28 protein-coding genes and 2 pseudogenes are annotated in these 25,418 nt (G+C 61.2%); 11 read left to right on the top strand and 19 right to left on the bottom strand.

All coding sequences use genetic code 11. The features are described from left to right. Window positions 1–53 precede the first annotated feature (53 nt). The 7 genes and pseudogenes from LJU32_12510 to LJU32_12480 all read left to right on the top strand — a co-directional run bounded on the left by LJU32_12510 (window position 54) and on the right by LJU32_12480 (window position 8,216). A complete protein-coding gene (locus tag LJU32_12510; protein ID WKV90847.1) occupies window positions 54–947 on the top strand; it encodes a 2-hydroxy-3-oxopropionate reductase in 894 nt (297 codons plus the stop codon). A 158-nt stretch (window positions 948–1,105) separates the two neighbouring features. Further along, window positions 1,106–2,380, top strand: a complete 1,275-nt coding sequence (locus LJU32_12505) for a glycerate kinase (protein WKV90846.1) — start codon at window positions 1,106–1,108, stop codon at window positions 2,378–2,380. Continuing rightward, a pseudogene (pyk, locus tag LJU32_12500) lies at window positions 2,377–3,791 on the top strand (pyruvate kinase). Before LJU32_12505 ends, pyk begins: the two are co-directional and overlap by 4 nt. Window positions 3,792–3,999: 208 nt before the next feature. Then, entirely contained in the window at window positions 4,000–4,914 is a 915-nt protein-coding gene (locus tag LJU32_12495) for an urea transporter (protein ID WKV90845.1), read from the top strand. 21 nt (window positions 4,915–4,935) lie between these two features. Continuing rightward, window positions 4,936–5,760, top strand: a complete 825-nt coding sequence (locus LJU32_12490; protein WKV90844.1) for an ion transporter — start codon at window positions 4,936–4,938, stop codon at window positions 5,758–5,760. A 103-nt stretch (window positions 5,761–5,863) separates the two neighbouring features. Then, complete coding sequence (locus LJU32_12485) at window positions 5,864–6,862, top strand: sulfate ABC transporter substrate-binding protein (protein WKV90843.1); 999 nt, start codon at window positions 5,864–5,866, stop codon at window positions 6,860–6,862. 166 nt (window positions 6,863–7,028) lie between these two features. Continuing rightward, window positions 7,029–8,216 (top strand): MFS transporter, encoded by a 1,188-nt coding sequence (locus LJU32_12480; protein WKV90842.1) that lies wholly within the window; start codon window positions 7,029–7,031, stop codon window positions 8,214–8,216. A gap of 50 nt (window positions 8,217–8,266) precedes the next feature. Here LJU32_12480 and LJU32_12475 read toward each other — a convergent pair whose 3' ends face one another. Together LJU32_12475 and LJU32_12470 are read right to left on the bottom strand one after the other, a co-directional pair. Further along, the gene (locus LJU32_12475) at window positions 8,267–8,671 is read right to left on the bottom strand and encodes a type II toxin-antitoxin system HicB family antitoxin (protein WKV90841.1); all 405 of its coding nucleotides are present in this window, start codon (window positions 8,669–8,671) and stop codon (window positions 8,267–8,269) included. Further along, window positions 8,671–8,883 carry a type II toxin-antitoxin system HicA family toxin gene (locus LJU32_12470; protein ID WKV90840.1) on the bottom strand — a complete coding sequence of 71 codons (213 nt, stop codon included), beginning with the start codon at window positions 8,881–8,883 and terminating at the stop codon, window positions 8,671–8,673. Before LJU32_12470 ends, LJU32_12475 begins: the two co-directional genes overlap by 1 nt. Before the next feature lie 183 nt (window positions 8,884–9,066). On the opposite strand from LJU32_12470, the gene LJU32_12465 reads away from it, so the two are divergent. Beyond that, window positions 9,067–9,534 (top strand): helix-turn-helix domain-containing protein, encoded by a 468-nt coding sequence (locus LJU32_12465; GenBank protein ID WKV90839.1) that lies wholly within the window; start codon window positions 9,067–9,069, stop codon window positions 9,532–9,534. Continuing rightward, the gene (locus LJU32_12460; protein ID WKV90838.1) at window positions 9,531–10,106 is read left to right on the top strand and encodes a PIN domain-containing protein; all 576 of its coding nucleotides are present in this window, start codon (window positions 9,531–9,533) and stop codon (window positions 10,104–10,106) included. The genes LJU32_12465 and LJU32_12460 overlap by 4 nt, the downstream gene beginning before the upstream one ends. A gap of 46 nt (window positions 10,107–10,152) precedes the next feature. On the opposite strand, the gene LJU32_12455 is transcribed toward LJU32_12460, so the two are convergent. The 10 genes and pseudogenes from LJU32_12455 to ccmA form a co-directional block, all read right to left on the bottom strand. Further along, window positions 10,153–10,557 carry a hypothetical protein gene (locus tag LJU32_12455; GenBank protein WKV90837.1) on the bottom strand — a complete coding sequence of 135 codons (405 nt, stop codon included), beginning with the start codon at window positions 10,555–10,557 and terminating at the stop codon, window positions 10,153–10,155. Between the two features lie 25 nt (window positions 10,558–10,582). Next, a complete protein-coding gene (gene ccmI / locus LJU32_12450; GenBank protein WKV90836.1) occupies window positions 10,583–11,782 on the bottom strand; it encodes a c-type cytochrome biogenesis protein CcmI in 1,200 nt (399 codons plus the stop codon). Then, window positions 11,779–12,249 (bottom strand): cytochrome c-type biogenesis protein CcmH, encoded by a 471-nt coding sequence (locus LJU32_12445; protein ID WKV90835.1) that lies wholly within the window; start codon window positions 12,247–12,249, stop codon window positions 11,779–11,781. The genes ccmI and LJU32_12445 overlap by 4 nt, the downstream gene beginning before the upstream one ends. Next, the gene (locus tag LJU32_12440; GenBank protein ID WKV90834.1) at window positions 12,246–12,782 is read right to left on the bottom strand and encodes a DsbE family thiol:disulfide interchange protein; all 537 of its coding nucleotides are present in this window, start codon (window positions 12,780–12,782) and stop codon (window positions 12,246–12,248) included. Before LJU32_12440 ends, LJU32_12445 begins: the two co-directional genes overlap by 4 nt. Next, window positions 12,779–14,767, bottom strand: coding sequence for a heme lyase CcmF/NrfE family subunit (locus LJU32_12435; protein ID WKV90833.1), 1,989 nt, complete (start codon window positions 14,765–14,767; stop codon window positions 12,779–12,781). Before LJU32_12435 ends, LJU32_12440 begins: the two co-directional genes overlap by 4 nt. Window positions 14,768–14,770: 3 nt before the next feature. After that, window positions 14,771–15,268, bottom strand: a complete 498-nt coding sequence (ccmE, locus tag LJU32_12430; GenBank protein WKV91086.1) for a cytochrome c maturation protein CcmE — start codon at window positions 15,266–15,268, stop codon at window positions 14,771–14,773. Continuing rightward, a complete protein-coding gene (gene ccmD, locus LJU32_12425; GenBank protein WKV90832.1) occupies window positions 15,222–15,398 on the bottom strand; it encodes a heme exporter protein CcmD in 177 nt (58 codons plus the stop codon). The genes ccmE and ccmD overlap by 47 nt, the downstream gene beginning before the upstream one ends. After that, entirely contained in the window at window positions 15,395–16,150 is a 756-nt protein-coding gene (locus LJU32_12420) for a heme ABC transporter permease (GenBank protein ID WKV90831.1), read from the bottom strand. The genes ccmD and LJU32_12420 overlap by 4 nt, the downstream gene beginning before the upstream one ends. Window positions 16,151–16,247: 97 nt before the next feature. After that, entirely contained in the window at window positions 16,248–16,916 is a 669-nt protein-coding gene (gene ccmB / locus LJU32_12415) for a heme exporter protein CcmB (protein ID WKV90830.1), read from the bottom strand. Then, a pseudogene (gene ccmA, locus LJU32_12410) lies at window positions 16,913–17,547 on the bottom strand (cytochrome c biogenesis heme-transporting ATPase CcmA). Before ccmA ends, ccmB begins: the two are co-directional and overlap by 4 nt. Before the next feature lie 197 nt (window positions 17,548–17,744). On the opposite strand from ccmA, the gene LJU32_12405 reads away from it, so the two are divergent. After that, window positions 17,745–19,319: a flagellar hook-length control protein FliK gene (locus LJU32_12405; GenBank protein WKV90829.1), complete on the top strand. Its 1,575-nt coding sequence runs from the start codon at window positions 17,745–17,747 to the stop codon at window positions 19,317–19,319. Then, window positions 19,316–19,645 carry an EscU/YscU/HrcU family type III secretion system export apparatus switch protein gene (locus LJU32_12400; GenBank protein WKV90828.1) on the top strand — a complete coding sequence of 110 codons (330 nt, stop codon included), beginning with the start codon at window positions 19,316–19,318 and terminating at the stop codon, window positions 19,643–19,645. The genes LJU32_12405 and LJU32_12400 overlap by 4 nt, the downstream gene beginning before the upstream one ends. Before the next feature lie 120 nt (window positions 19,646–19,765). On the opposite strand, the gene LJU32_12395 is transcribed toward LJU32_12400, so the two are convergent. From LJU32_12395 to LJU32_12365, 7 genes are all read right to left on the bottom strand, one after another. Then, entirely contained in the window at window positions 19,766–20,161 is a 396-nt protein-coding gene (locus LJU32_12395; protein WKV90827.1) for a DUF2802 domain-containing protein, read from the bottom strand. 1 nt (window position 20,162) lies between these two features. Next, the gene (locus LJU32_12390; GenBank protein WKV90826.1) at window positions 20,163–20,648 is read right to left on the bottom strand and encodes a chemotaxis protein CheW; all 486 of its coding nucleotides are present in this window, start codon (window positions 20,646–20,648) and stop codon (window positions 20,163–20,165) included. A gap of 89 nt (window positions 20,649–20,737) precedes the next feature. Next, on the bottom strand, window positions 20,738–21,691 hold the full coding sequence (locus tag LJU32_12385) for a chemotaxis protein CheW (GenBank protein WKV90825.1): 954 nt from the start codon (window positions 21,689–21,691) through the stop codon (window positions 20,738–20,740). A 90-nt stretch (window positions 21,692–21,781) separates the two neighbouring features. Then, entirely contained in the window at window positions 21,782–22,570 is a 789-nt protein-coding gene (locus tag LJU32_12380; GenBank protein ID WKV90824.1) for a ParA family protein, read from the bottom strand. 43 nt (window positions 22,571–22,613) lie between these two features. Next, on the bottom strand, window positions 22,614–23,504 hold the full coding sequence (motD, locus tag LJU32_12375; protein WKV90823.1) for a flagellar motor protein MotD: 891 nt from the start codon (window positions 23,502–23,504) through the stop codon (window positions 22,614–22,616). A gap of 12 nt (window positions 23,505–23,516) precedes the next feature. Continuing rightward, window positions 23,517–24,257, bottom strand: a complete 741-nt coding sequence (locus LJU32_12370) for a flagellar motor protein (GenBank protein ID WKV90822.1) — start codon at window positions 24,255–24,257, stop codon at window positions 23,517–23,519. Beyond that, window positions 24,257–25,396: a chemotaxis response regulator protein-glutamate methylesterase gene (locus LJU32_12365; GenBank protein WKV90821.1), complete on the bottom strand. Its 1,140-nt coding sequence runs from the start codon at window positions 25,394–25,396 to the stop codon at window positions 24,257–24,259. The genes LJU32_12370 and LJU32_12365 overlap by 1 nt, the downstream gene beginning before the upstream one ends. Window positions 25,397–25,418: the final 22 nt, after the last annotated feature.

Here is a 25,418-nt window from a genome sequence, read left to right as displayed (position 1 = left end):
AAAAGCTCACCAGCCATGGGTTGGGGGCACGACAAAAACAAGAGGATTTTCTCATGGCTAAAATCGGATTCATCGGCACCGGCATCATGGGCCACCCAATGGCGGCGAACCTGCAGAAAGCCGGTCACAGCCTGTTCCTGTCGCAACACCACGACGCCGCGCCGGCCGATCTGGTCGCCGCTGGCGCCGTCGCTCTGGCCAATCCACGTGAAGTGGCGCAGGAAGCCGAATTCATCATCGTCATGGTTCCGGATACCCCGCAGGTCGATGACGTGCTGTTCCGCGCCGACGGGGTTGCCGCCGGTATCGGCAAAGGCAAAGTGGTCATCGACATGAGCTCGATCTCGCCGACCGCGACCAAAGCCTTCGCCGCCAAGATCAACGAGAAAGGCGCGCAGTACCTCGACGCGCCAGTGTCCGGCGGTGAAGTCGGCGCCAAGGCCGCGACCCTGAGCATCATGGTCGGTGGCGACGCCGATGCCTTCGAACGCGCCCTGCCGCTGTTCCAGGCCATGGGCAAGAACATCACCCTGGTCGGCGGCAATGGCGACGGCCAGACCGCCAAAGTGGCGAACCAGATCATCGTCGCGCTGAACATCCAGGCCGTAGCCGAAGCTCTGCTGTTCGCCTCGAAAAACGGTGCCGACCCGGCCAAGGTGCGTGAAGCGCTCATGGGCGGTTTCGCTTCTTCGAAGATCCTCGAAGTGCACGGCGAGCGCATGATCAAAGGCACCTTCGACCCGGGCTTCCGCATCAGCCTGCACCAGAAGGACCTGAACCTGGCCCTGCAAGGCGCCAAGGAGTTGAACATCAACCTGCCCAACACCGCCAATGCCCAGCAGGTATTCAGCACCTGCGCGGCCATCGGTGGCAGCAACTGGGACCACTCGGCGCTGATCAAGGGCCTTGAGCACATGGCCAATTTCTCGATTCGCGACAATAAATAAGCCCAGAACCACCGCGTAAAACCTGTGGGAGCGAGCTTGCTCGCGAAGAGGAGTAGCAGTCGACATAGGTATTGACTGATCCACCGCTTTCGCGAGCAAGCTCGCTCCACAGGGGTCTGTACTGCCCTTTCGAATAACAAGAATTCCGGGAGCCCGCCATGTCGGTCGATCCGCAACAACTGCTGCGCGAGCTGTTTGCCACAGCCATAGACGCGGCCCACCCGAACCAAGTCCTCGAAGCCCATTTGCCTGCCGATCGCACGGGTCGGGTTATCGTCATCGGCGCCGGCAAAGCCGCTGCTGCCATGGCGCAAGTGGTCGAGCGCTGCTGGGAGGGTGAAGTCACCGGCCTGGTGGTGACCCGCTACGGCCACGGCGCTCCGTGCGAAAAAATCGAAGTGGTCGAAGCCGCACACCCGGTGCCGGATGCGGCCGGTCTGGCCGTGGCCAAACGCGTACTGGAGTTGGTCAGCAATCTGACTGAAAACGACCGCGTGATCTTCCTGCTCTCCGGCGGCGGCTCTGCCCTGCTCGCCCTGCCGGCTGAAGGCATCACCCTCGCCGACAAGCAGTCGATCAACAAAGCCCTGCTCAAATCCGGCGCGACCATCGGCGAGATGAACTGCGTGCGCAAGCACCTCTCGGCGATCAAGGGCGGCCGCCTCGGCAAGGCCTGCTGGCCGGCGACGGTCTACACCTACGCGATTTCCGATGTACCGGGCGACCTCGCCACCGTCATTGCCTCCGGCCCGACCGTGGCCGACCCGAGCACTTCGGCCGAAGCCCTGGCGATCATCAAGCGCTACGGCATCGACATTCCCGCCTCCGTGCGCACCTGGCTGCAAAGTCCCGAATCGGAAACCGTCAAACCCGGTGACCCGAGTCTGGCACGCAGCCACTTCCAATTGATCGCCCGCCCGCAGCAATCGCTGGACGCGGCTGCGGTGAAATGCCGCCAAGCCGGTTTCAGCACCTTGATTCTCGGCGACCTCGAAGGCGAATCCCGTGAAGTGGCGAAAGTCCACGCCGGCATCGCCCGACAGATCATCAATCACGGCCAGCCATTGGCGGCGCCGTGCGTGATTCTCTCCGGCGGTGAAACCACGGTCACCGTGCGCGGCAATGGCCGTGGTGGGCGTAACGCTGAATTCCTCCTCAGCCTGACCGATAGCCTCAAGGGCCAGCCCGGCGTCTACGCGCTGGCCGGCGACACCGATGGCATCGACGGCTCGGAAGACAACGCCGGCGCAATCATGACCCCGGACAGCTACGCCCGCGCCGCCGCACTGGGTCTGAGCGCCAGCGACGAGCTGGATAACAACAACGGCTACGGCTACTTCCAGGCGCTCGATGCACTGATCGTCACCGAGCCGACCCGCACCAACGTCAACGACTTCCGCGCCATTCTGATCCTTGAGAACTGCAAATCATGACGCCTGATAAAAAGGTCAAAATCCTCGCCACCCTCGGCCCTGCGGTCGACGGTATCGACGACATCCGCGAGCTGGTCGAGGCCGGGGTCAACATCTTCCGGCTGAACTTCAGCCACGGCGATCACGCCGACCACGCCAAGCGATATCAGTGGATCCGCGAAGTCGAACGCCAGCTCAACTACCCGCTGGGCATTCTGATGGATCTGCAGGGGCCGAAACTGCGCGTTGGCAAGTTCGCTGACGGCAAGGTGCAATTGCATCGCGGTCAGGCGTTCCGCCTCGATCTCGATGCGACAGCGGGCGATGAGCGCCGGGTCAACCTGCCGCATCCGGAGATCATTGCCGCGCTGGAAGCCGGCATGGATCTGCTGCTCGACGACGGCAAGCTGCGTCTGCGCGTGGTCACCAAGTACGCCGATGCGATCGACACCACCGTGCTCAACGGCGGCGAACTGTCTGATCGCAAAGGTGTGAATGTGCCGCAAGCGGTGCTGGACCTGAGCCCGCTGACCGCCAAGGATCGCCGCGATCTGAGCTTCGGCCTGGAATTGGGTGTGGACTGGGTCGCGCTGTCGTTCGTGCAGCGCCCGCAGGACATTGTCGAAGCCCGCGCATTGATCGGCGACAAGGCGTTTTTGATGGCGAAAATCGAGAAGCCTTCAGCGGTCGAGCAACTGCGAGAGATTGCTGAGTTGAGCGACGCAATCATGGTCGCTCGCGGGGATCTGGGTGTTGAAGTGCCGGCGGAAAGCGTGCCGCAGATTCAGAAAAACATCATCACCACCTGCCGTGCGCTGGGCAAACCGGTGGTGGTGGCGACGCAGATGCTCGAGTCGATGCGCTTCTCCCTGCCCCGACCCGCGCCGAAGTCACCGACGTCGCCAACGCCGTGGCCGAAGGCGCCGATGCGGTGATGCTCTCGGCGGAAACCGCGTCCGGCGAATACCCGCTGGAAGCCGTGCAGATGATGAGCAAGATCATCCGTCAGGTTGAAAACGGCCCGGATTATCAGACCCAGCTCGACGTCAGCCGTCCGAAAGCCGAGGCGACGGTTTCCGATGCGATCAGCTGTGCGATCCGCCGGATCAGCAACGTGTTGCCGGTGGCGGTGCTGGTCAATTACAGCGAGTCCGGCGCCTCGACGTTGCGCGCATCGCGGGAACGGCCAAAAGCGCCGATCCTCAATCTGACGCCGAACCTGCAAACCGCGCGGCGCTTGAGCGTGGCGTGGGGCATTCATTCGGTGGTCAACGATCGCCTGCGTCAGGTCGACGAAGTCTGCTCGACGGCACTGGAGATTGCTCAGGCGCAAGGCATGGCCGAGCGTGGCGACACGCTGCTGATCACCGCTGGCGTGCCGTTCGGGCAGCCGGGGTCGACCAATTCGCTGCGCATCGAGACGTTGATCTGACCCACCCTAAAAGTGGGTGCATAACCTTGTGGCGAGGGATTTATCCCCGTTGGGCTGCGAAGCGGCCCCCATCGGAGAATGCGGTTTCTCTGTGGAAACCGTCACACCTCAAAAGCGACGACTGCTGCGCAGCCGAACGGGGATAAATGCCCTCGCCACAGGGACTTGCAAGACCTTTTGATGTTCCAACTGCCCAGATTTTCTCAACATGCCTGCCAATCACTTCAACACCCACTGCCCCGACTGGGCCGAGGCTTTGCTCAACGGTTTCAGTCAGATTTTCTTCCAGCGCCATCCGCTGTGCGGTCTGCTGTGTCTGTTGGCGATTCTGCTGACGGCGCCGGTGCTGTTCGCCGGGGCGCTGCTCGGTGGCGTCGCCGGTCTGCTCACCGCGCAGCGGCGCAACTACGCCAAGGCTGATCGCCAGGCCGGGTTGTTCAGCTACAACGGCGTGCTGCTCGGCCTGCTGCTGAGCCTGTATTTCCCATGGTCGCCACTGCTGCCGCCGTTGATTCTTGCAGCAGGCGGCTTGAGCGCGATGCTCACTCAGCAATGGCTCAAACACGTTCACCGCAGTCGCGCCTTACCGGCGTATACCTCGCCGTTCGTGGCGCTCAGCTGGGTGCTGCTGGTGTTCGCCGAACCGTCCACGCCGATGGCATCGGTCGACCTGAACACGACAAATCTGCTGGCCGCTGAACTGCGCGGATTCGGCCAGGTAATGTTCCTCGACCATCCTTTGGCCGGGGCGTTGATTGCCAGCGGTTTGCTCATTGCTGATCGCCGCGCGTTCTGCTGGGCGCTGCTGGCGTCGGCGATCGGCCTCGGCTCGAGTCTACTGCACCACGAAACGTCCGCCGCACTGCTCGGGCTCGGTGGCTATAACGCCGTACTCGCCGCCCTCGCCTTCAGCGCTCAGCGACAAAATCCGTGGCTGCCGCTGCTCGCCATTGTCCTGGCGCTGCTGGTGACGCCGCTGTTTGCCGCCCTTGGATTGGCGACGCTGACCGCGCCGTTCATCCTCGCCTGCTGGTTGATTCGTGCCGGCATTCAAATGCTTGGCAAAGCGTCGCTTGCGCATGAGTCTTGCGCTCACGAGGAGAATCACCCTAGGCTGCGCTGATCTTCGATTCAGGCGTTATCCATGGACAGCAGCAACAATTGGCGCGAACGGCTCTACGTCATGATTTTCCAGAGCGACACCCCGGCCGGGCGTCGCTTCGACGGCATCCTGCTGGTGATCATCCTCGCCAGCCTGGTGATCGTGATGCTCGACAGTATCGACAGCATTCACCGTAATTACGCCGACGTTCTGGCCTATATCGAGTGGGGCTTCACGGCGATTTTCCTCGGCGAGTACATCCTGCGTCTGTACTGCTCGCCCAAGCCACTGCGCTATGCCTTCAGCTTTTATGGCCTGGTGGATCTGCTGGCGATCGTGCCGGGCATCCTCGCGCTGTATTACAGCGATGCGCAGTATCTGCTGATCATCCGCATCATTCGGATGCTGCGGATTTTCCGCGTGCTCAAGCTCAGCCCGTATCTCAAGCAAGCCAACTATCTGATGTCGGCGCTGCGCGGCAGCAAGCAGAAAATCGTCGTGTTTCTGGTCAGCGTGTGCACGCTGGTGACAGTGTTCGGCACGCTGATGTACGTGATCGAAGGCCCGGAGCATGGCTTCACCAGTATTCCCAAGGGCATCTATTGGGCGATCGTGACCTTGACCACTGTGGGCTTCGGCGACATCGTGCCGAAGACGCCGCTGGGCCAGGTGATTTCCTCGCTGGTGATGATCACCGGTTATTCGATCATCGCCGTGCCCACGGGGATTTTCACCGCTGAGCTGGCCAACGCCATGCGCGGCGAACAGCTGCAACATGACTGCCCGGGCTGCCAGAAAAAGAGCCATGAACAGAGCGCAGCGTTCTGTTCGCGCTGCGGCAGTCAGCTGTTCAAGAAAGTGGAATAAGTACAGAGCTTTTTAATCTTTAAGCGACTATGCGAGGCCCGCTATAGTCGCTGGCAAATCGCCTCATTTTTGACACGACACCCCACAGAACAAGGAATGCGCAGTGAAAAAACTCTTTGGCGCCTCACTTCTCGCCGCCGGCCTGGCCTTGGCCAACATCGCCCAGGCAGCACCGACGCTGCTCAACGTTTCCTACGACGTGATGCGCGATTTCTACAAGGACTACAACACTGCGTTCCAGAAGCACTGGCAAGCCGAGCACAACGAAAACATCACCGTGCAGATGTCCTTCGGCGGCTCGAGCAAGCAGGCGCGTTCGGTGATCGACGGCCTGCCGGCTGACGTCATCACCATGAACATGGCCACCGACATCAACGCCCTCGCCGACAACGGCAAACTGGTCCCGGACAACTGGGTCACGCGCCTGCCGAACAACAGCGCGCCGTTTACCTCGGCTACGGTGTTCATCGTCCGCAAGGGCAACCCGAAAGCTTTGAAAGACTGGCCTGATCTGCTCAAGGACGGCGTACAGGTGATCGTGCCGAACCCGAAAACTTCCGGTAATGGCCGCTACACCTACCTGTCGGCCTGGGGCTATGTACTGAAAAACGGTGGTGACGAGAACAAGGCCAAGGATTTCGTCGGCAAGCTGTTCAAGCAGGCGCCGGTGCTCGACACCGGTGGCCGCGCGGCCACCACCACGTTCATGACCAACCAGATCGGCGACGTACTGGTGACCTTCGAAAACGAAGCGGAAATGATCGCCCGCGAGTTCGGTCGCGATCAGTTCGAAGTTGTCTACCCAAGCGTCTCCGCAGAAGCCGAGCCACCGGTTTCGGTGGTCGACAAAGTGGTCGACAAGAAGGGCTCGCGCGCTGCGGCTGATGAGTATCTGAAGTACCTGTGGTCGCCGGAAGGTCAGGAAATTGCGGCGGCCAACTACCTGCGTCCGCGTGACCCGGCGGTGCTGGCGAAGTACACCGACCGTTTCCCGAGAGTCGATTTCCTTTCGGTGGAGAAGACGTTTGGTGACTGGCGCACGGTGCAGAAAACCCACTTCAATGATGGTGGCGTGTTCGATCAGATTTACAGCGGGCAGTAAGGCTTGATCTGAAAAATCAAAAGGCGACCCACCGGGTCGCCTTTTTGTTGCGTGGGAATACTGGTCATTACACGGCGTAATAACAGTTATCATCCGAAAACGTCTTCTGCCAGTCCACGTTGTCCATTAGCCTCAGCCCTTTCCTGTGCCCGACCCGAGATTCCCTATGACCACCACTCCTCACGCAATGACCCGAGGCATGGTCTTGCTGTTCGCGTTCTGCTGCGGCGCCATCGTTGCCAACATCTACTACGCACAACCGATCATCGGTCTCATCGCGCCGGACATCGGCCTCTCCGACACCATGGCCAGTTTCATCGTTTCGCTGACGCAGATCGGCTATGCGTTGGGCCTGTTCTTTCTGGTGCCGCTGGGGGATCTGCTGGAAAACCGGCGGCTGATGATCATCACCACGCTGGTCGCGATTGCCAGTCTCCTGGGCGCAGCGTTTACCGAGCAACCCAACGTGTTTTTGCTGATCTCGTTGCTGGTCGGCTTCAGCTCGGTGTCGGTGCAGATCCTGATTCCGCTGGCCGCGCATCTGGCGCCGGAAGAGTCCCGTGGTCGCGTGGTGGGTGGGATCATGGGCGGTTTGCTGCTGGGTATTCTGTTGGCGCGACCGGTGTCGAGTGTGGTCGCCGACCACCTCGGCTGGCGCGCCATGTTCATGATCGCCGCAGCGTTGATGGCAGCGATCAGCGTAGTGCTGGCGCTGACCGTGCCCAAGCGCCAGCCGGATCACAGCGCTACATACGGCCAACTGATCGGCTCGCTGTGGACGCTGTTGCGCCGGCAAGCGGTGCTGCGTCAGCGAGCGTTTTATCAGGGCTGCATGTTCGCCACGTTCAGCCTGTTCTGGACCGCCGTGCCACTGGAACTGGCACGTAACCATGGCCTGTCGCAAAGCGAAATCGCGATCTTCGCCCTGGTCGGCGCCATCGGTGCCATCGCCGCGCCAATCAGCGGCCGCCTCGCCGATGCCGGTCACACACGCATCGCCTCGCTGCTGGCCATGCTGTTTGCCAGCCTGAGCTTCCTGCCCGCCTTCATCCACCCGGCCTACAGCGTTATCGGCCTGGCCGTGACCGGCGTGGTGCTGGACTTCTGCGTACAGATGAACATGGTCCTGGGCCAACGCGCGGTGTACTCGCTGGACGCGAAAAGTCGTGGTCGTTTGAACGCGCTGTACATGACCAGCATCTTCATCGGCGGCGCCTTCGGCTCCTCCGTGGCCAGCGCGGTTTACGAGCATGGCGGCTGGTTGTGGATCGTGATTGTCGGCAGCATCTTTCCGTTGTTGGCGTTGGTGCGGTTTTTGAGTGTTTCACGACGCGCTTCATTGGCCACGGCTTAAGGGCGTCAAAAGCTTCGCGAGCAGGCTCGCTCCCGCAATTGGACGTACCTTCAATACCGAACCAGTTTCTCCATCGCCGCATCCGCCAGAAACGAGGAGCGGCTTTTGACGTTGTGCTCGCGTACATAGCGATCAATACGCTGAATGACATAGCCGGGCAGCGTAACGTTGACCTTTTCGGTCTTGCCCAGGTACGGCGAGATATCCAGCTCCAGCATGCCCCAGCCCATCTCGGCAAAATCCGGATGATTGCGATGCGCCGCTGCCGAGGTCGGCATCGGAATCGCCTGACCGGCCGCCGCGATTTCCTGCAGCATAAGGTGAGCCACTTCCACGGCCGCGTTGTAGGCCTCCTCAAAGCTGTCCCCGGCAGTGACTGCGCCGGGAATATCGGGGATCTGAATGCCGATGGCAGTGTTCTCGTCACCCCACTCGATGCAGATGGGATATTGCATTACGGATCTCCTTCATGACGGGTTGGCGGGCTGAATAACCCCGCGCGCCGCCGAATGCTTTTGACTGTCCCCAGCGGTAAATCCTTTTTCGGATGCGGGACGGCAATCGTGTTCGGGTTGTAACGATGAGTGAAGATGTGATGACTGCCCGCAACCCGATCCAGCGTCCAGCCCGCCTCCTCCAGCTCCTTCATCAATAGCCTGCTCTGCACCAACCGCCTCCTTGGCTTGGCCCATTAAAAGTAACTCTAGAGTTATCTTTACTCAAGCGCAGAGTGGGGCGGAGTGATGGGTGGTTGTTTTACAGAGTATTCCTGCACCAGTTTCGTTTATTGCGAATTTCGTTTGATTCGAATAACGTCCGCAGATCTTCCTTACAATGCCGGAACAGTCTTATGACCACCGCTACTCCATCTGCCATCAATCTGCCTGTCGAACGTGAGGTCAAAGCCGCGATTGAAGGCCAGCGTGCCCTGAGCGCCTTCCTCACAACCGCTTTTGAAACTCAGCGAATCCAGATTTTTGATGAACAGAACGAAGCCCACAGCGTGGAGCTGCCAACATCGGCATTACGCTTGCTGAGCGATATCCTCGCGGCGCTGGCGCAGGGCAACGCTGTGAAGGTGGTACCCATCCACGCGGAGCTGACCACGCAGGAAGCTGCCGATCTGCTCAACGTCTCACGTCCGCACATGATCAAACTGCTGGAGAGCGGTGAGATTTCCTACCACAAAACAGGCAAGCACCGACGTGTGCGCTTTGCAGATCTGATGGAATATAAAACCCGGCGAGACACCGCCAGCGAGCAGGCAATGATGCTTCTCGCGGAGCAGGCACAGGCGCTAAGGACAGGGTACGAGTGAGGCATTCCTCTTTCACTGCTGTATACGATGCATGCGTTTTATATCCGGCCCCTTTAAGAGATTTCCTGATGTGGCTCGCGTTGTCAGGGCTGTATCGGGCTCGCTGGACTCAGGAAATACACCACGAATGGAAGCGTAACTTATTGAAGAACAGGTCCGACCTGACCCTCGAACAACTCGATCGCACATCGCAATTGATGGACCTGGCTATTCCAGACGCGTGTATTGATGGCTATGAAGACTTGGTGTCAGGCCTGACACTGCCTGATGAGAACGACCGCCATGTTCTGGCGGCCGCAATCCGATGCGGTGCCGATGTAATAGTGACGTTCAACCTGAAAGATTTCCCCACCCGTCACCTCGCGCCATACGGCATTGAAGCTCAGCACCCGGATGAGTTTGTGGAAAACCTTTTCCATCTTGATTCGGCTGCCGTCGTCGCTGCGGCTCAAAGCCAGCGACGGCAATTGAAAACGCCCAATGTGGAGGTGGACAAATATCTTGGCTTTCTCCAACGGCAAGGATTGGTCGAGTCGGTAAAGGCGTTAGGTAACTATCGTGCGATTCTCTGAAAATCAGACGCAAAAAAAACGGCGATCCCAAGATCGCCGTTTCTCATCACTGCCCGAACTTTTTCCCCAACCCCGGCGGGACGCCGTGGATGTTGGTGTCTTCCCACGGGCCGTTGGGGCTGACCGAGCGGCTCCAGCCGTTGTTCCAGCGGTAGTAGGTGCGCTGGCGGTAAAAGGTGTTGGTCTGGTCGTCGAGGACGTAGACGCCGAGTTTCTGGTCCCAGTGGCTGTTGCCGCCCGGTGGCGGGGCGAAGCTGGCCGAGGTGCGTGGCACGGGCTTGGCGGGTTTTGCCGGGATGCTCTTGCCGGGGCTTGGCGAGGTCGATGGGGTCGGGCTTGGCTGAGACGGCGGGATCGGCGGCAGGCTGGTGGTCGGTTCCGGGCGTTGTACCGCACATGCACTCAAGCCCAGGGCCAGTGTGAGGACTGTAATTCGGGCGATGGTGTGCATGGCGGTGCTTTCCTGTTGGGTCCGGTTATTTATCCGGGCTGTCGATGGTCAGTTTTTGTGGCGCGGTGGTGCTGCTGGCCAATGGGCCGCTGCGACCGATCCACTCACCGGCAGTCGGTTGACCGGCCCGTGAGATGCGCGCAACCAGTTGGACTTCAGGGAAGTTGGACAGTTTCAACTGCGGCATCATCGCGTCGGCGTCGCCCAGTTCGACGGTCACCGGCAGGTCGGCGACGGTCAGGCGTTTGGCCGCCAGCGGCGCGGGTGGGCCTGAAGTGGCGCGGGCGAAGATGAACACGCTGTCGCCCGGCTGCACCTTGCCTTTGAGTTCGCTGGCCAGATCTACGCTGACTGTCAGCAACGCAGCTTTCGGCGCCGCTGCCTGGGCAACTTTGCCGCCGCCGGCTTTCAGGCGTTCGGCGGCACGCTCGATGCCGCCTTGCAGCGCAACGCGAGAGTTGTCATCCGGCGGCAGTTGCGCGAGCAGGCGATTCCAGTAGTCGATGGCCTCCTGATAACGCTCGCCTTCGAACGCGGCGATGCCGAGCAGACCGAGGCTGGTGACTTCTTTCGGATCAGCCTTCAGCGCTTCGTCGGTCAGTTTCTGAATCTTCTCCGACCACTTTTTACCGTCAGCAAAATACTGCGCCTGCGCCCATTGGCCGAGCAGCTCCGGCTGGCGACCAGCGAGGTTGGCGGCGCGTTCGAACATCTTAGCCGCGTCTGCCGGGCGGTCCTGAGCCATGTAGGTACGGCCGAGGAAATACAGACCTTCAGCGGAATCCGGCTGTGCGGCGACCGCACGCTCCAGACGCTGGGTCATCTCATCCATCGACTGCGGTGCCTGAGCGAATTCGCGGGTCAGTTCGACCTTGTCGGCGGCGCCGAAATGCAGGTACAGACCGAGACCCAGCACCGGTACCAGCACGGCGGCCAGCAGCGGCAACGGCTTGCCCAGGCGCGAGACACGCGGCGCGGCGGCGCCTTCGGTGTCGGCGAGCAGTTCACGCGCAGCTTCCGCGCGGCCGCTGTCCAGTTGCGCGGCGTCGAGCACGCCCTCGGCCTGCTGCGCTTGCAGCTCGGCCACCCGTTCCTGATACAGCGCGACGTTCAACGCGGTACGATCTTCTTCCCGCTGGGCACGGCGTTCGCGCAGCACCGGGATCAGCAGAAAACTCAGGGCGACCAGAAGCAACAGCCCTGCGGCGAGCCAGAAATCAATCATTCTTGGTTTTTATCCAACAGTTGGTCGAGGCGCTGACGTTCTTCGGCAGACAGCGATGACGGCGTTTCGGCGCGTTGCCCGCGACGCCTGCGCACGATCAGCGCGATCACCACGAAACCACCGAGCAGCAGCCCGGCCGGGCCGAACCACAGCAGCGCGGTTTTGGCATTGAGCGCCGGTTTGTAGCGGACGAAATCACCGTAGCGATCGACCATGAAGTCGATGATCTGCTGATTGTCCTTGCCCTCGCCGAGCATGCGGAAAATCTCCTTGCGCAGGTCGGCGGCGATGGGTGCATTGGAGTCGGCAATGTCCTGGTTCTGGCATTTGGGGCAGCGCAGTTCCTTGGTCAGTTCGCGGAAACGCTCGCGGTCGCCCTCGTTGGCAAATTCGTAGGTGTCGATGGCCGCATGGGCGACACCGGCCAGGCTCAAACCCAGCACCACCGCTGCGAGAAAACGCTTCATGGCTTGGCCTCATCGACCAGCGCCTGATACTTGGCCGCGAGTTTTTCGCGCCAGACCTGCTCGTCGATCACCCCGACGAACTTGTCGCGGATGATGCCTTTGGCGTCGATGAAGAAGGTTTCCGGCGCGCCGTAGACCCCGAGATTGAGGCCCAGCGACCCTTCGTCATCACGGATATCCAGCGCGTACGGATTGTGGAACTCGGCCAGCCATTTCAAGGCATCGGCATTGGTGTCCTTGTAGTTGATGCCGTAGATCACCACGCCGCGCTCGGCGAGTTTGTTCAGCACCGGGTGCTCGACCCGGCAGGAGATGCACCAGGTTCCCCAGACATTGACCAGCGCCGGTTTGCCGAGAATGTCGGCCTTGGTCAGCGTCTTGTCACCCTGCACACTCGGCAGGGAAAACTCCGGGAACGGCTTGTCGATCATCGCCGACGGCAGCTCCGCCGGATCCAGATACAGCCCTCGATAAAGAAACACCGCCACCAGCAGAAATATCGCCAGCGGCAACGACATCAACCAACGCCTCATGCCGCCGCTCCCGTCATGCCCAGCGCTTCGCGCACTTTGCTTTTCACCTTGACCCGATAACGCCGATCCAGCGCCGCCAGCAAACCACCCAATCCGGTGAGCAAGCCGCCGAACCAGATCCAGCGCACAAACGGTTTGACGTGTACGCGCACGGCCCAGGCGCCGTTATCCAGCGGCTCGCCGAGGGCGACGTAGAGATCGCGGGTGAAACCGGCATCGATGCCGGCTTCAGTCATCACCGAGTTCTGCACGGTGTACAGACGTTTTTCCGGGTGCAGCACGCTGATTTCCTTGCCGTCACGAATGACGCGGATGGTGCCTTTGTCCGAGGTAAAGTTCGGTCCCTCGAAATGCTTGGCGCCTTCGAAGACGAACTGATAACCGGCCAGATCCATCGACTCGCCCGGTGCCAGACGCAGGTCGCGTTCGGCACTGTTCTGGCTCGACAACACCACGCCCAGCGCGCACACGGCGATGCCGAGGTGGGCGATCTGCATGCCCCAATAACTGCGGGTCAGCGTCGGCAAACCTTTGATCAGGCCTTTGTGCCGGGTCTTGTCGAACAGATCGCGCACGCCAGCGAGCAACACCCATGCCGCCAGCAGGAACGTCGCGATCACCGCCCAGTTGAAATCGCCGTAAGCCACGCCGGCCACCACGGCCAATGCGACGCTGCCAAGCAGCACCGGAGTGAGCATGCTCGCCAGCCATTTCACTGGCGTGTCCTTCCAGCGCACGATCACGCCGACCGCCATGACCAGCATCAGCAACGCCATCAATGGAATGAACAACGCATTGAAGTATGGCGGGCCGACCGACAGTTTGGCGCCGCTGATGGCATCAAGAATCAGCGGATACAAGGTGCCAAGCAGGATCATCGATGCAGCGACGACCAGCACCAGGTTGTTGCCCAGCAGCAAGGTTTCACGCGACCACAGATTGAAACCGACCTGACTTTTCACCACCGGCGCGCGCAGTGCGAACAGCGTCAGCGAACCGCCCACCACAAACAGCAGGAAAATCAGAATGAACACTCCGCGCTCGGGGTCCGAGGCAAACGCGTGCACCGACGTCAGCACGCCCGAGCGTACGAGGAAGGTGCCGAGCAGGCTCAACGAGAACGCGGCGATCGCCAGCAACACCGTCCAGCTCTTGAACACGCCACGTTTCTCGGTGACCGCCAGCGAGTGAATCAGCGCGGTGCCGACCAGCCACGGCATGAACGAGGCGTTTTCCACCGGGTCCCAGAACCACCAGCCGCCCCAGCCGAGTTCGTAATACGCCCACCACGAACCGAGGGTGATGCCGATGCCGAGAAACGCCCAGGCGACGATGGTCCACGGCCGCGACCAGCGCGCCCACGCCGCATCGAGACGACCGCCGAGCAGCGCAGCGATGGCAAATGCGAACGCCACGGAGAAACCCACATAACCCATGTACAGCATCGGCGGATGCACGATCAGGCCGATGTCCTGCAGCAACGGGTTGAGGTCGCGACCATCAGCGGGAATCTGCGGCAGGATCCGCGAGAACGGGTTCGAGGTAAGAATCAGGAACAGCAGGAAACCGGTGCTGATCATGCCCATCACCGCCAGGACCCGAGCGAGCATGACTTGCGGCAACTGCCGGGAGAACACCGACACAGCGAAAGTCCAGCCGCCGAGGATCAACGCCCACAGCAGCAGCGAACCTTCGTGAGCACCCCACACCGCGCTGAATTTGTAGTACCACGGCAGCGCGCTGTTGGAGTTCATCGCCACGTAGCCGACCGAGAAATCATCAGTCATGAACGCGTAGGTCAGGCAGCCAAAAGCAAACAGCAGAAAGGCAAACTGGCCCCACGCCGCCGGCTGCGCCAGGCTCATCCACAAGCGGTCGCCGCGCCATGCGCCGAGCATCGGCACCACCGCTTGAACCAGTGCAAAACACAGCGCAAGGATCATCGCCAGATGGCCCAGCTCAGGAATAAACAGTGCGGCAGCCATCGATCAACCCTCCTTCACAGGCGTCGGCGCGGATTGACCGCTGTCTTTCAGCGCTTTGGTCACTTCCGGCGGCATGTACTTCTCGTCGTGCTTGGCCAGCACTTCATCAGCGACCACCACGCCATCGGCATTGAGCTTGCCGAGGGCGACGATGCCCTGCCCTTCGCGGAACAGATCCGGGAGGATGCCGCGATAGGCGATGGTCACGGATTTGTTGAAATCGGTGACGACGAATTTGACGTCCAGCGAGTCCTTGGAGCGCTGCAGCGAACCCGCCTCGACCATGCCGCCGGCGCGGATGCGTGTGTCCTGCGGCGCTTCGCCGTTGGCGATCTGCGTCGGCGTGTAAAACAAATTGATGTTTTCCTGCAACGCGCTCAGGGCCAGGCCAACAGCAGCGCCCACTCCGACCAAAATCGCCAGAATGATGATCAGACGTTTTTGCGCAGCGCATTCACTGGCCGTTCTCCCGGCGCAGACGACGCGCCTCTTGTTGCAGATAACGCTTGCGCGCCGCAATCGGCGCCACTACGTTGAGGGCCAGCACCGCCAGGCAGATGCCATAGGCCGACCAGACATACAGGCCGTGATGGCCCATGGCGAGAAAATCGCCGAATGAAGCAAAACTCATCGCGCCGCCTCCAGATTCTGCTGCACTTCGGCTTTCACCCAACTGGCGCGGGCTTCACGCTTGAGCACTTCAAGGCGCATGCGCAGCAACAGCACAGCGCCGAAAAAGCAGTAGAAACCCAGCACTGTCAGCAGCAGCGGCAGCCACATCTCCGCCGGCATTGCCGGTTTTTCCGTAAGTGTGAACGTCGCGCCCTGGTGCAGGGTGTTCCACCACTCCACCGAGTATTTGATGATCGGAATGTTGATCACGCCAACAATGGCCAGCACCGCGCAGGCCTTGGCGGCACTGTCACGATTGCTGATGGCATTGCCCAGCGCGATCACGCCGAAATACAGAAACAGCAGAATCAGCATCGAAGTCAGGCGTGCATCCCAAACCCACCACGAGCCCCAGGTCGGTTTGCCCCAGATGGCCCCGGTGACCAGCGCCACGGCGGTCATCCACGCACCGATCGGTGCGGCGCATTGCAGAGCCACGTCGGCGAGTTTCATCTTCCACACCAGCCCGACCACGCCGCACACCGCGAGCATCACGTAGATTGACTGGGCGAGCATCGCCGCCGGCACATGAATGTAGATGATGCGGAAGCTGTTGCCTTGCTGGTAATCGGGCGGCGCGAACGCCAGGCCCCAGACCACACCAATGCCGATCAGCAGCAACGCTGCGATGCTCAACCACGGCAGGAACTTGCCGCTGATGCCATAGAACCACTTGGGCGAGCCGAGCTTGTGAAACCAGGTCCAGTTCATACTGTTTCCATCACGGTTGCCGCTCATCATCGCGAGCTGGCAGAGGGTCATGCCTTTCTTCTGATAGAAGTGGTCAATTTTTGACCAGGCCTCATTATTATTCGCCGACGCTGATCTTCAGGCCAGCGGCTGTTGCAAAGGGTGTCAGGGTGATCGCCAGTGCTGTGAGGCTGGCCATCCACAACAGGTATCCGGTCGCCGGCATGCCCTGCAACGCCGCTTGCAACGCGCCACTGCCAAGGATCAACACCGGGATGTACAACGGCAGAATCAGCAGCGCCAGCAACAGGCCGCCGCGCTTCAGACCGACCGTCAGCGCCGCGCCGACTGCACCGAGCAGGCTCAACACTGGCGTGCCGAGCAGCAACGACAGCAGCAGCACCGGCAGACACGCAGCCGGCAAACCGAGCATCAACGCCAGCAACGGCGACAGCAACACCAGTGCCAGACCGGAGAACAGCCAGTGTGCCAGCACCTTGGCCAGGACCAGAAGCGGCAGCGGATGCGACGAAAGGACCCACTGTTCCAGCGAGCCGTCTTCAAAGTCACTGCGAAACAATCCGTCCAGCGACAGCAGGACCGACAACAACGCCGCCACCCAGACTAACCCCGGGGACAGGTTTTGCAAGACTTGAGTTTCCGGGCCGACGGCCAGCGGGAAAAGGGCAATGACGATGGCGAAGAAAATCAGCGGATTGGCCAGCTCCGCCGGGCGGCGAAACAGCAGTCGGGATTCACGGGCAAGCAGCAGGCCGAAGACACTCATGCTGCCCACTTCCCCAGGTCGATATCGCGGTAACCGGCCGGCATGCGGCTCAGCGTGTGGTGCGTGGTCAGCACCACCAGACCGCCGCGTTCGCAGTGGCCGGCCAGATGCTCTTCCAGTTGCGCAACGCCCTGCTTGTCCAGCGCGGTGAAAGGTTCGTCGAGAATCCACAACGGCGGGCTGTCCAGATACAACCGCGCCAGCGCCACACGGCGCTGCTGGCCGGCGGAAAGACTATGGCAGGGAACGTCTTCGAAACCGCGCAATCCTACTGCTGCCAGCGCCTGCCAGATCGCCTCGCGTTCGGCGGGATGATGCAGGGCGCAGAGCCACGACAGGTTTTCTTCGGGCGTGAGCAGATCCTTGATCCCGGGGCGTGGCCGATCCACAACAGATTGCGCGCCAGTTCGCCGCGTTGCTCGGTCAGTGGTTGACCATTGAGCAGTACCTGGCCATCGGTGGGTTGCATCAAACCGGCGAGCAGACGTAAAAGACTGGTCTTGCCGCTGCCGTTGGGGCCGCTGATCTGCACCATGTCGCCACTGGCCAGGCGCAATTCGAGGTTTTCGAAAAGCAGCCGCAGATCGCGTTCACACGCCAGGGCAATGGTTTGCAGGACAGGACTGGTCAAGGGATCACGGGCCTTATACGGTTCAAGTCGGCTCTGGAACGGCCGTTAAAGAGAGGCAGCATAGATGCTTTGATCGCTCGATCTGACGAGCTGGATCAAACAATTGCCAGGTTTTTTGAACGAAGCGCACGACGCGCGGCATTATACATGCCGTGCCTTACTCTCAAGAGTGCAATTTCCTCAGGTTGTGTCCGCGTATGACAGGCGAAATGAACATCCTCCCGCTTCCTCCGACCGTGCCGGCGAGCGCTCGCCCGCAAATGGGTGAGCTGCTCAAGCTGCTGACGCCGGTCGAGGGTTTGATCGGTGCCGGGCAAAGCGCCAAGGCCGAGGTGTTGTCGCTCAAGCAGGCCGATCAGACCTTTGAATTGCTGTTGAAAGTCACCCTCGACAGCGGCCGTCAGACCACCGTGCAGGCCAGCAGCAATCTACCGTTGGCACAGGGCACCAATCTGGCGATCACTCAGCCGTCGGCCGGCAATCTGGCGATCACCGTACAGCAAGCAATCGCCAGCAGCGTCGCTACCCTGACCCGCATCGATACCGCGCAATTGCCCGCCGGCACCCTGCTGCAAGGCAAAGTCGTGACCTCGCAAGCCCTGCCGCAGACGCCGGGGCAAGCGGCGGTATTTCGCTCGATGGTCACCCTGCTCAACACCGCATTGAGCGGCAGCACGTTGACCGTCGACAGCCCGCAACCGCTGCGCATCGGCACCTTGTTGTCGGCGCAGGTGCAGGATGCGCAAACCCTCAAGTTCGTGCCGTTGAGCAGCCGTCAGGAGCAACTGGCGGTCAGTCAGCAATTGCTTGGCCAGCAAAGTCGCCAAGGCTCGCTGGATGGTTTGCTGAAAGTGCTGCAAAACCTGCCGCCCGCCACCGATCAGACCTCGGCCGATCTGCGCGCAGTGGTCGACAAGCTACTCGCGAGCCTGCCGGACGTGCAGCAAATGAGCACAGCCAAAGGCGTGGCGCTGGCCTTGGCGAATAGCGGCGCGTTCCTCGAGGCAAAATTGCTCGGCGGACAAAACCCGAGCCTCGCCCCGGACATGAAGGCAGACCTGCTCAAGCTGATCGCACAACTGACGCCGGGACTGCCGAGCAACACCAATTTCAACGCGATCATCGCCGCCAACACGCTGGCACAAGCCTTGCCGAGTTTCGTCCGGAACGCCCTCGGCACCCTCGGCCAGGTCAGTGCCAAACCGGTGCCGAGCAGCTTCCCGCTACCTGAACGGCTGCTGGCGAATCTTGAAGGCGAAGGCGATCTCGAACAGCTGCTGCGTCTTGCCGCCGCCGCAGTGTCGCGTCTGCAGAGCCATCAATTATCGAGTCTGGAACAGACCGGCGTCACCGACGATGGCCGCCTGCTCAGCACCTGGCAGCTGGAAATCCCCATGCGCAACCTGCAGGACATCGTGCCGTTGCAGGTCAAATTCCAGCGTGAAGAAGCGCCGGAGCGCGAACCGCAGCCGCACGAACGCCGCGATGAGCGCGAAGCCAAACAGCAACTGTGGCGCGTCGATCTGGCCTTCGATCTGGAACCGCTCGGGCCCATGCAAATTCAGGCGCAACTGATCGCCGGCAGCTTGTCCAGCCAGCTGTGGGCCGAGCGGCCGTACACGGCTGATCTGATTGAAAACAATCTGATCGCATTACGTCAGCGTTTGCTCGATTCCGGGCTCAACGTCGGCGACCTCGACTGCCACCACGGCACGCCGCCGCAAGGCAACCAAACCCGCCTCGAACACCGCTGGGTCGACGAAACCGCATGAACGATTCCACTGCCCCTCGCCAGGCTATTGCCCTCAAATACGACGGCAACCACGCCCCGACCCTCACCGCCAAGGGCGACGATGAACTGGCCGAAGAAATCCTGCGCATCGCACGCGATTACGAAGTGCCGATCTACGAAAACGCCGAACTGGTGCGCCTGCTCGCGCGGATGGAACTGGGCGACAGCATCCCCGAAGAGCTCTATCGCACCATCGCCGAGATCATCGCGTTTGCGTGGAATCTGAAGGGCAAATTCCCCGAGGGACAGGACCCGAACGCGCCGATGGTCGAGAAGGACATCACCGCACGCGGGGATGACTATTGAGGTTTCAAAGACGCCTTCGCGAGCAGGCTCGCTCCCACATTCGACCGTGATCAAATGTGGGAGCGAGCCTGCTCGCGAATAGCGCTTTTGATCTTGCTTGCCGCTGAAAGCTTGAAGCTTCTAGCTGCCCTTGTGCAACTTGCGCATCAACTCCGCCTCAGCCTGGGTCAAGCCGCACGACTGAGTCAGTTCATCGACGCTGGCGCCCATGCCTACAAGTTTCGCCGCCTGGGCGAATGACAGGCTAGACGGGTCGCGTTGTTCCAGTGCAACGATCTTGTCCGGCAACGGGCTCACCACCGCGCGCAACTCGTGCAGGGCTTCGCCCATGCGCACGTTGCCGTTCTGGTAGTCGTCGACGCGTTTGGCCAGCTCCTTGATGCGCTGATCACGCAGCGCATCACCCTGGGCCTGCTGTGCAGCGATTACTCGCTGCGCCTTGATGTACGAGACGAACATCGCCAGCGTGCCGGCCCAGAACAGGAACAGAACAATTACCGCAACCTCGAGAATCAAATCAGATGCTCTCCAGTTCCGACCATTCTTCTTCGCTCATCATCTTGTCCAGCTCGACCAGAATCAGCAGCTCGTTGTTCTTGTTGCACACGCCCTGAATGAACTTGGCCGATTCTTCGTTACCGACGTTCGGTGCGGTTTCGATTTCCGACTGACGCAGGTAAACCACTTCGGCAACGCTGTCGACCATGATGCCGACGACTTGCTTGTCGGCTTCGATGATGACGATACGGGTGTTGTCGCTGATCTCGCCGCTGTGCAGGCCGAAGCGCTGACGGGTGTCGATCACGGTGACCACGTTACCGCGCAGGTTGATGATGCCCAGCACGTAGCTCGGTGCACCCGGTACCGGGGCGATCTCGGTGTAGCGCAGCACTTCCTGCACGCGCATCACGTTGATGCCGTAGGTTTCGTTATCCAGTTTGAAGGTCACCCATTGCAGGATCGGATCTTCAGAACCTTTTGCATTCGACGCCTGACTACTCATACCCTGACCCTCGAAAAAACCGCCCTGGGCGGTGTGTGTTCTGTGTGGTGGCGTTGAAAAATGCCATCGCCTGATTGTTATGTCGGCTGCTATGTCGGTTTATGTAGCGGCTTGTTGCCGCTCAAGTGCTTTGCCCCGCCGCTGGCGATCAACTCGGCCAGTGCGGATACGTCAAGCAATGCACACATGTGCTCGATCACGGTGCCGGCGAGCCATGGCCGCTGACCCCGGTGACTTCTCCATTTGATTTCATTCGGGTCCAGGCGCAACGAGCGGCTGACCTGATGCACCGCCAGCCCCCACTCGTAACCTTGTACCGAAATCACATATTGCAGGCCCTGCCGGAAGTCATCGCGGTAACGATCCGGCATGACCCAACGCGCGGTGTCCAAGACTTTCAGATTGCCGGCCTGGCTCGGCAGAATGCCGAGGAACCACTCCGGCTGGCCAAACAGCGGCGTCAGCTCGTGGCCGGCCAGCGAATAGATCGAGCCGAGGCACACCAGCGGCACCGCCAGGGTCAGCCCGGCGACATCGAACAGCAAGCATTCGAAGGCTTCGGCAGCCCAGGCCGGACGGCCATCGGGTTCGACCGGTGGCGGCGGGTTGTTCGGCGGCAGGTGCACTTCCACCAGCGGCGGGACCAGCACCTGCGGCTCAGCAATCTGCGGCGCGGGTTCTGGCTCCGGTTCGGGTTCCGGCACGGTCAATAATTGTGTTTGCAGCAGCGGCGCCAGTGTCGACAGTGGCGCGCGCGGTTCGTCGATCAGCGCCACCGGTGCTTTGGCCACGGGGGCAGCAGCAGGCGCGGCAATCGGAGCGACGGATTTCTGCGCGTCACGGGCCTGCTCTTCCAGCACCGCGGCCTGGAACTCGTCCATGGCCTCGGTGCTTTCCACCACTTCAGGCTGCGCCTGTTCGACGACTGGCGGTAGCGCTTCGACCGGCGCAGGCAAGTCCTCGGGCAAGTCGAGCAGCAGGTCTTCCAGATAGGACTGCAAGGCCTGTTGCGGACGTGACGTGAGTTTCACTGGGCGGTTCATCGGTGATCAGCGCCTGACAGGGAAACCGCGTTGTCTGCTTCGCAAGCAGGCTCGCTCCCACAGGGTTCGGGCAAGCAGATCGAAATCATCTCAGGCCACCTGCGGAACAAGTTGCTGCGCGAGCAGGTGCTTGAGCAGCGCGCGGTAGGCCAGCACGCCACGGCTCTTGCCGTCGAATTGCGAAGGCGTGACGCCCGCCCGGCTGGCGTCGCGCAGACGAGTATCGACCGGGATGTAGCCGTGCCAGATGTCGTCGGGAAATTTGTCACGCAGCACGCGCAAGGTGCCCATCGACGCCTGCGTGCGGCGGTCAAACAAAGTCGGCACGATGCTGAACGGCAACGGCTGTTTGCGCGAACGATTGATCATCGCCAGGGTGTTAACCATGCGCTCCAGACCTTTCACGGCCAAGTGCTCGGTCTGCACCGGGATCACCAATTGCTGGCTCGCCGCAAGGGCGTTGACCATCAGCACACCGAGCAACGGCGGGCTGTCGATGATCGCGTAATCGAAGTCCTGCCACAGTTGCGCCAGACTCTTGGCGATCACCAGACCCAGGCCACTCTGCCCCGGCGACTGGCGCTCAAGGGTGGCCAGTGCAGTGCTCGATGGCAGCAGGGAAATGCGTTCGTCGCTGGTCGACAACAGCAACTGCCCCGGCAGGCCTTGCGGCACGCTGCCCTTGTGCAGAAACAGGTCGTAGTTGCTGTGTTCCAGGCTGTCGGGGTCGTAACCGAAATAGCTGGTCATCGAGCCGTGCGGATCGAGATCGACCACAACCACGCGCTTGCCCGCCTCGGCCAGCAACCCGGCTAGAGCGATGGAAGATGTGGTTTTACCGACACCACCCTTTTGATTGGCGACTGCCCAGACTCTCATTCAGTTCGTTCCTCCCGGCCAGGTTGAATGGCCGAGACATGCTTCAGCGTGTTAATGCGGGCGACGGAGAATTGACGGCACTCTCGCGTCCCGGCGTCTTGACCGGGGTCGGTGCAGTTTGTGTGCCAGCGCGCTTCAACGCCGCATCCGGTTGCGCATTGGCGGTTCCGGTGCCGGTGAGGCTGCGGCGCACATCGAGATTGCGCGACACCACCAGCACCACACGACGGTTCTTCGCCCGGCCTTCGACCGTGGCATTGTTGGCCACTGGCTGGAATTCGCCGTAGCCTACCGATGCCAGTCGCCCAGGGTTCACACCCTGCATGGCGAGCATGCGCACGATGCTCGCCGAACGCGCCGAGGACAGTTCCCAGTTGGTCGGGTACTGCGCGGTGCGGATCGGTTGATCGTCGGTGAAGCCTTCGACGTGGATCGGGTTGTCGAACGGTTTGAGGATCGCCGCGACCTTGTCGATGATGTTGAACGCGATGTCGCTCGGCATGGCGTCGCCGCTGCCAAACAACAGGCTGGAATTGAGCTCGATCTCGACCCACAACTCGTTGCCGCGCACGGTCATCTGGTTGGAGCTGATCAAGTCACCGAACGCGGCGCTGATGTCATCGGCGATGCTTTTCAGCGGATCGCTGGCCCCGGATATACCGGCGTCGACCTGCTCGGCATCCTTGACCAGCGGCTTGGCCGGGGTCACGGTTTTCGGTCGTTCGTCGCCGATCGGAATCGGTTTTAGCGAGCGATCGGAGTCGGTAAACACGCCGATCAGCGCTTCGGAAATGACTTTGTATTTGCCTTCGTTGATCGACGAGATCGAGTACATCACCACGAAAAACGCGAACAGCAAAGTGATGAAATCCGCGTAGGACACGAGCCAGCGCTCGTGATTGACGTGTTCTTCCTGGTGGCGACGACGAGCCATGAGGTTATTCCCTTAGTCCATGAAGCCTTGCAGCTTCAACTCAATGGAACGAGGGTTTTCACCTTCGGCGATCGACAGAATTCCTTCCAGCAACATTTCGCGATAACGCGACTGCCGCAACGCGATGGACTTGAGCTTGGCCGCGACCGGTAAAAGGATCAGGTTGGCACTGGCCACGCCATAGATGGTCGCGACGAACGCCACGGCAATGCCGTTACCCAGTTGCGACGGATCGGCGAGGTTGCCCATGACGTGAATCAGGCCCATCACCGCACCGATGATGCCAATGGTCGGCGCGTAGCCGCCCATGCTTTCAAAGACCTTGGCCGCTTCGATATCGCGGGATTCCTGAGTGTAGAAATCCACTTCGAGAATGCTGCGAATGGCTTCCGGCTCGGCGCCGTCGACCAGCAGTTGCAGGCCCTTGCGCGAATAGCTGTCGGGTTCGGCGTCGGCCACGCCTTCGAGGCCGAGCAGGCCTTCCTTGCGCGCCGTCAGGCTCCAATTGACCACGCGGTCGATGCCACCGGCGAGGTCGACACGCGGCGGAAAGAAGATCCACGCGAGAATCTGCATGGCGCGCTTGAACGCGCTCATCGGCGATTGCAGCAGCGCGGCACCGACCGTGCCGCCCAGCACGATCAGCGCCGCCGGGCCGTTGGCCAGTGCGCCGAGGTGACCGCCTTCAAGGTAGTTGCCGCCGATGATGGCGACGAACGCCATGATGAGGCCGATAAGGCTGAGAACATCCATCAGATACACGCCTCGACGATGTGCTTGCCGATGTCGTCCAGACCGTACACAGCGTCAGCCAGATCGGCTTTGACGATGGCCATCGGCATGCCGTAGATCACGCAGCTTGCTTCGTCCTGCGCCCACACCGAACTGCCGCCCTGCTTGAGCAGACGCGCGCCCTCGCGGCCGTCGGCGCCCATGCCGGTCAGCACGACTGCCAGAACTTTGTCGCCGTAGGATTTCGCCGCCGAACCGAACGTGATGTCCACGCACGGCTTGTAATTCAGACGTTCGTCGCCCGGCAGGATCTTCACCGCGCCACGGCCGTCGATCATCATCTGCTTGCCACCCGGTGCCAGCAGCGCCAGGCCCGGACGCAGGATGTCGCCATCCTCGGCTTCCTTGACGCTGATGCGGCAGAGCTTGTCGAGACGTTCGGCAAACGCTTTGGTGAACGCCGCCGGCATGTGCTGGATCAGCACAATCGGCGCCGGGAAGTTCGCCGGCAATTGCGTCAGTACACGTTGCAGCGCAACCGGGCCGCCAGTCGATGTGCCGATGGCCACCAGTTTGTAGGCTTTGCGTTTCGGTGCTGGCGACGAAGCGCTGGCAGCGGAGGCACGGGCAGGCGCTGGCGCCGGACGTGCCGGGACAGCGCTGCTGTGGCTCGTGTGGCTGCCGTAGCTCGACGCTGCCGGAGCAGGCGTCGGCGCTGGCGCAGCGGCGGGAGCCGGCGCGCTGTAGGCACTGAAACGACGGTTACTGCGCGAGATGCTATGGACTTTCTCGCACAGCAGTTGCTTGACCTTCTCGGGGTTGCGCGAGATGTCTTCGAAATTCTTCGGCAGGAAATCCACCGCACCGGCGTCCAGCGCATCGAGGGTTACCCGTGCGCCTTCGTGAGTCAGCGAGGAGAACATCAACACCGGGGTCGGGCAGCGCTGCATGATGTGCCGCACCGCCGTGATGCCGTCCATCATCGGCATCTCGTAGTCCATGGTGATCACGTCAGGCTTGAGGGCCATGGCCTGATCGATCGCCTCTTTACCGTTGGTGGCCGTGCCGACCACCTGGATGCTCGGATCCGACGAAAGAATTTCCGAGACGCGGCGGCGGAAAAACCCCGAATCGTCCACCACCAGGACTTTGACTGCCATAAACACTCCATTAGGTGCAGCA

Origin of the sequence: Pseudomonas sp. B21_DOA, from assembly GCA_030544685.1 — a bacterium.
In the GTDB taxonomy this organism is placed as follows: Bacteria; Pseudomonadota; Gammaproteobacteria; order Pseudomonadales; family Pseudomonadaceae; genus Aquipseudomonas; species Aquipseudomonas fluorescens_AO.
The sequence above is the reverse complement of the archived record's forward strand: the minus strand, read 5'-3'. Positions and strand labels throughout refer to the sequence as shown.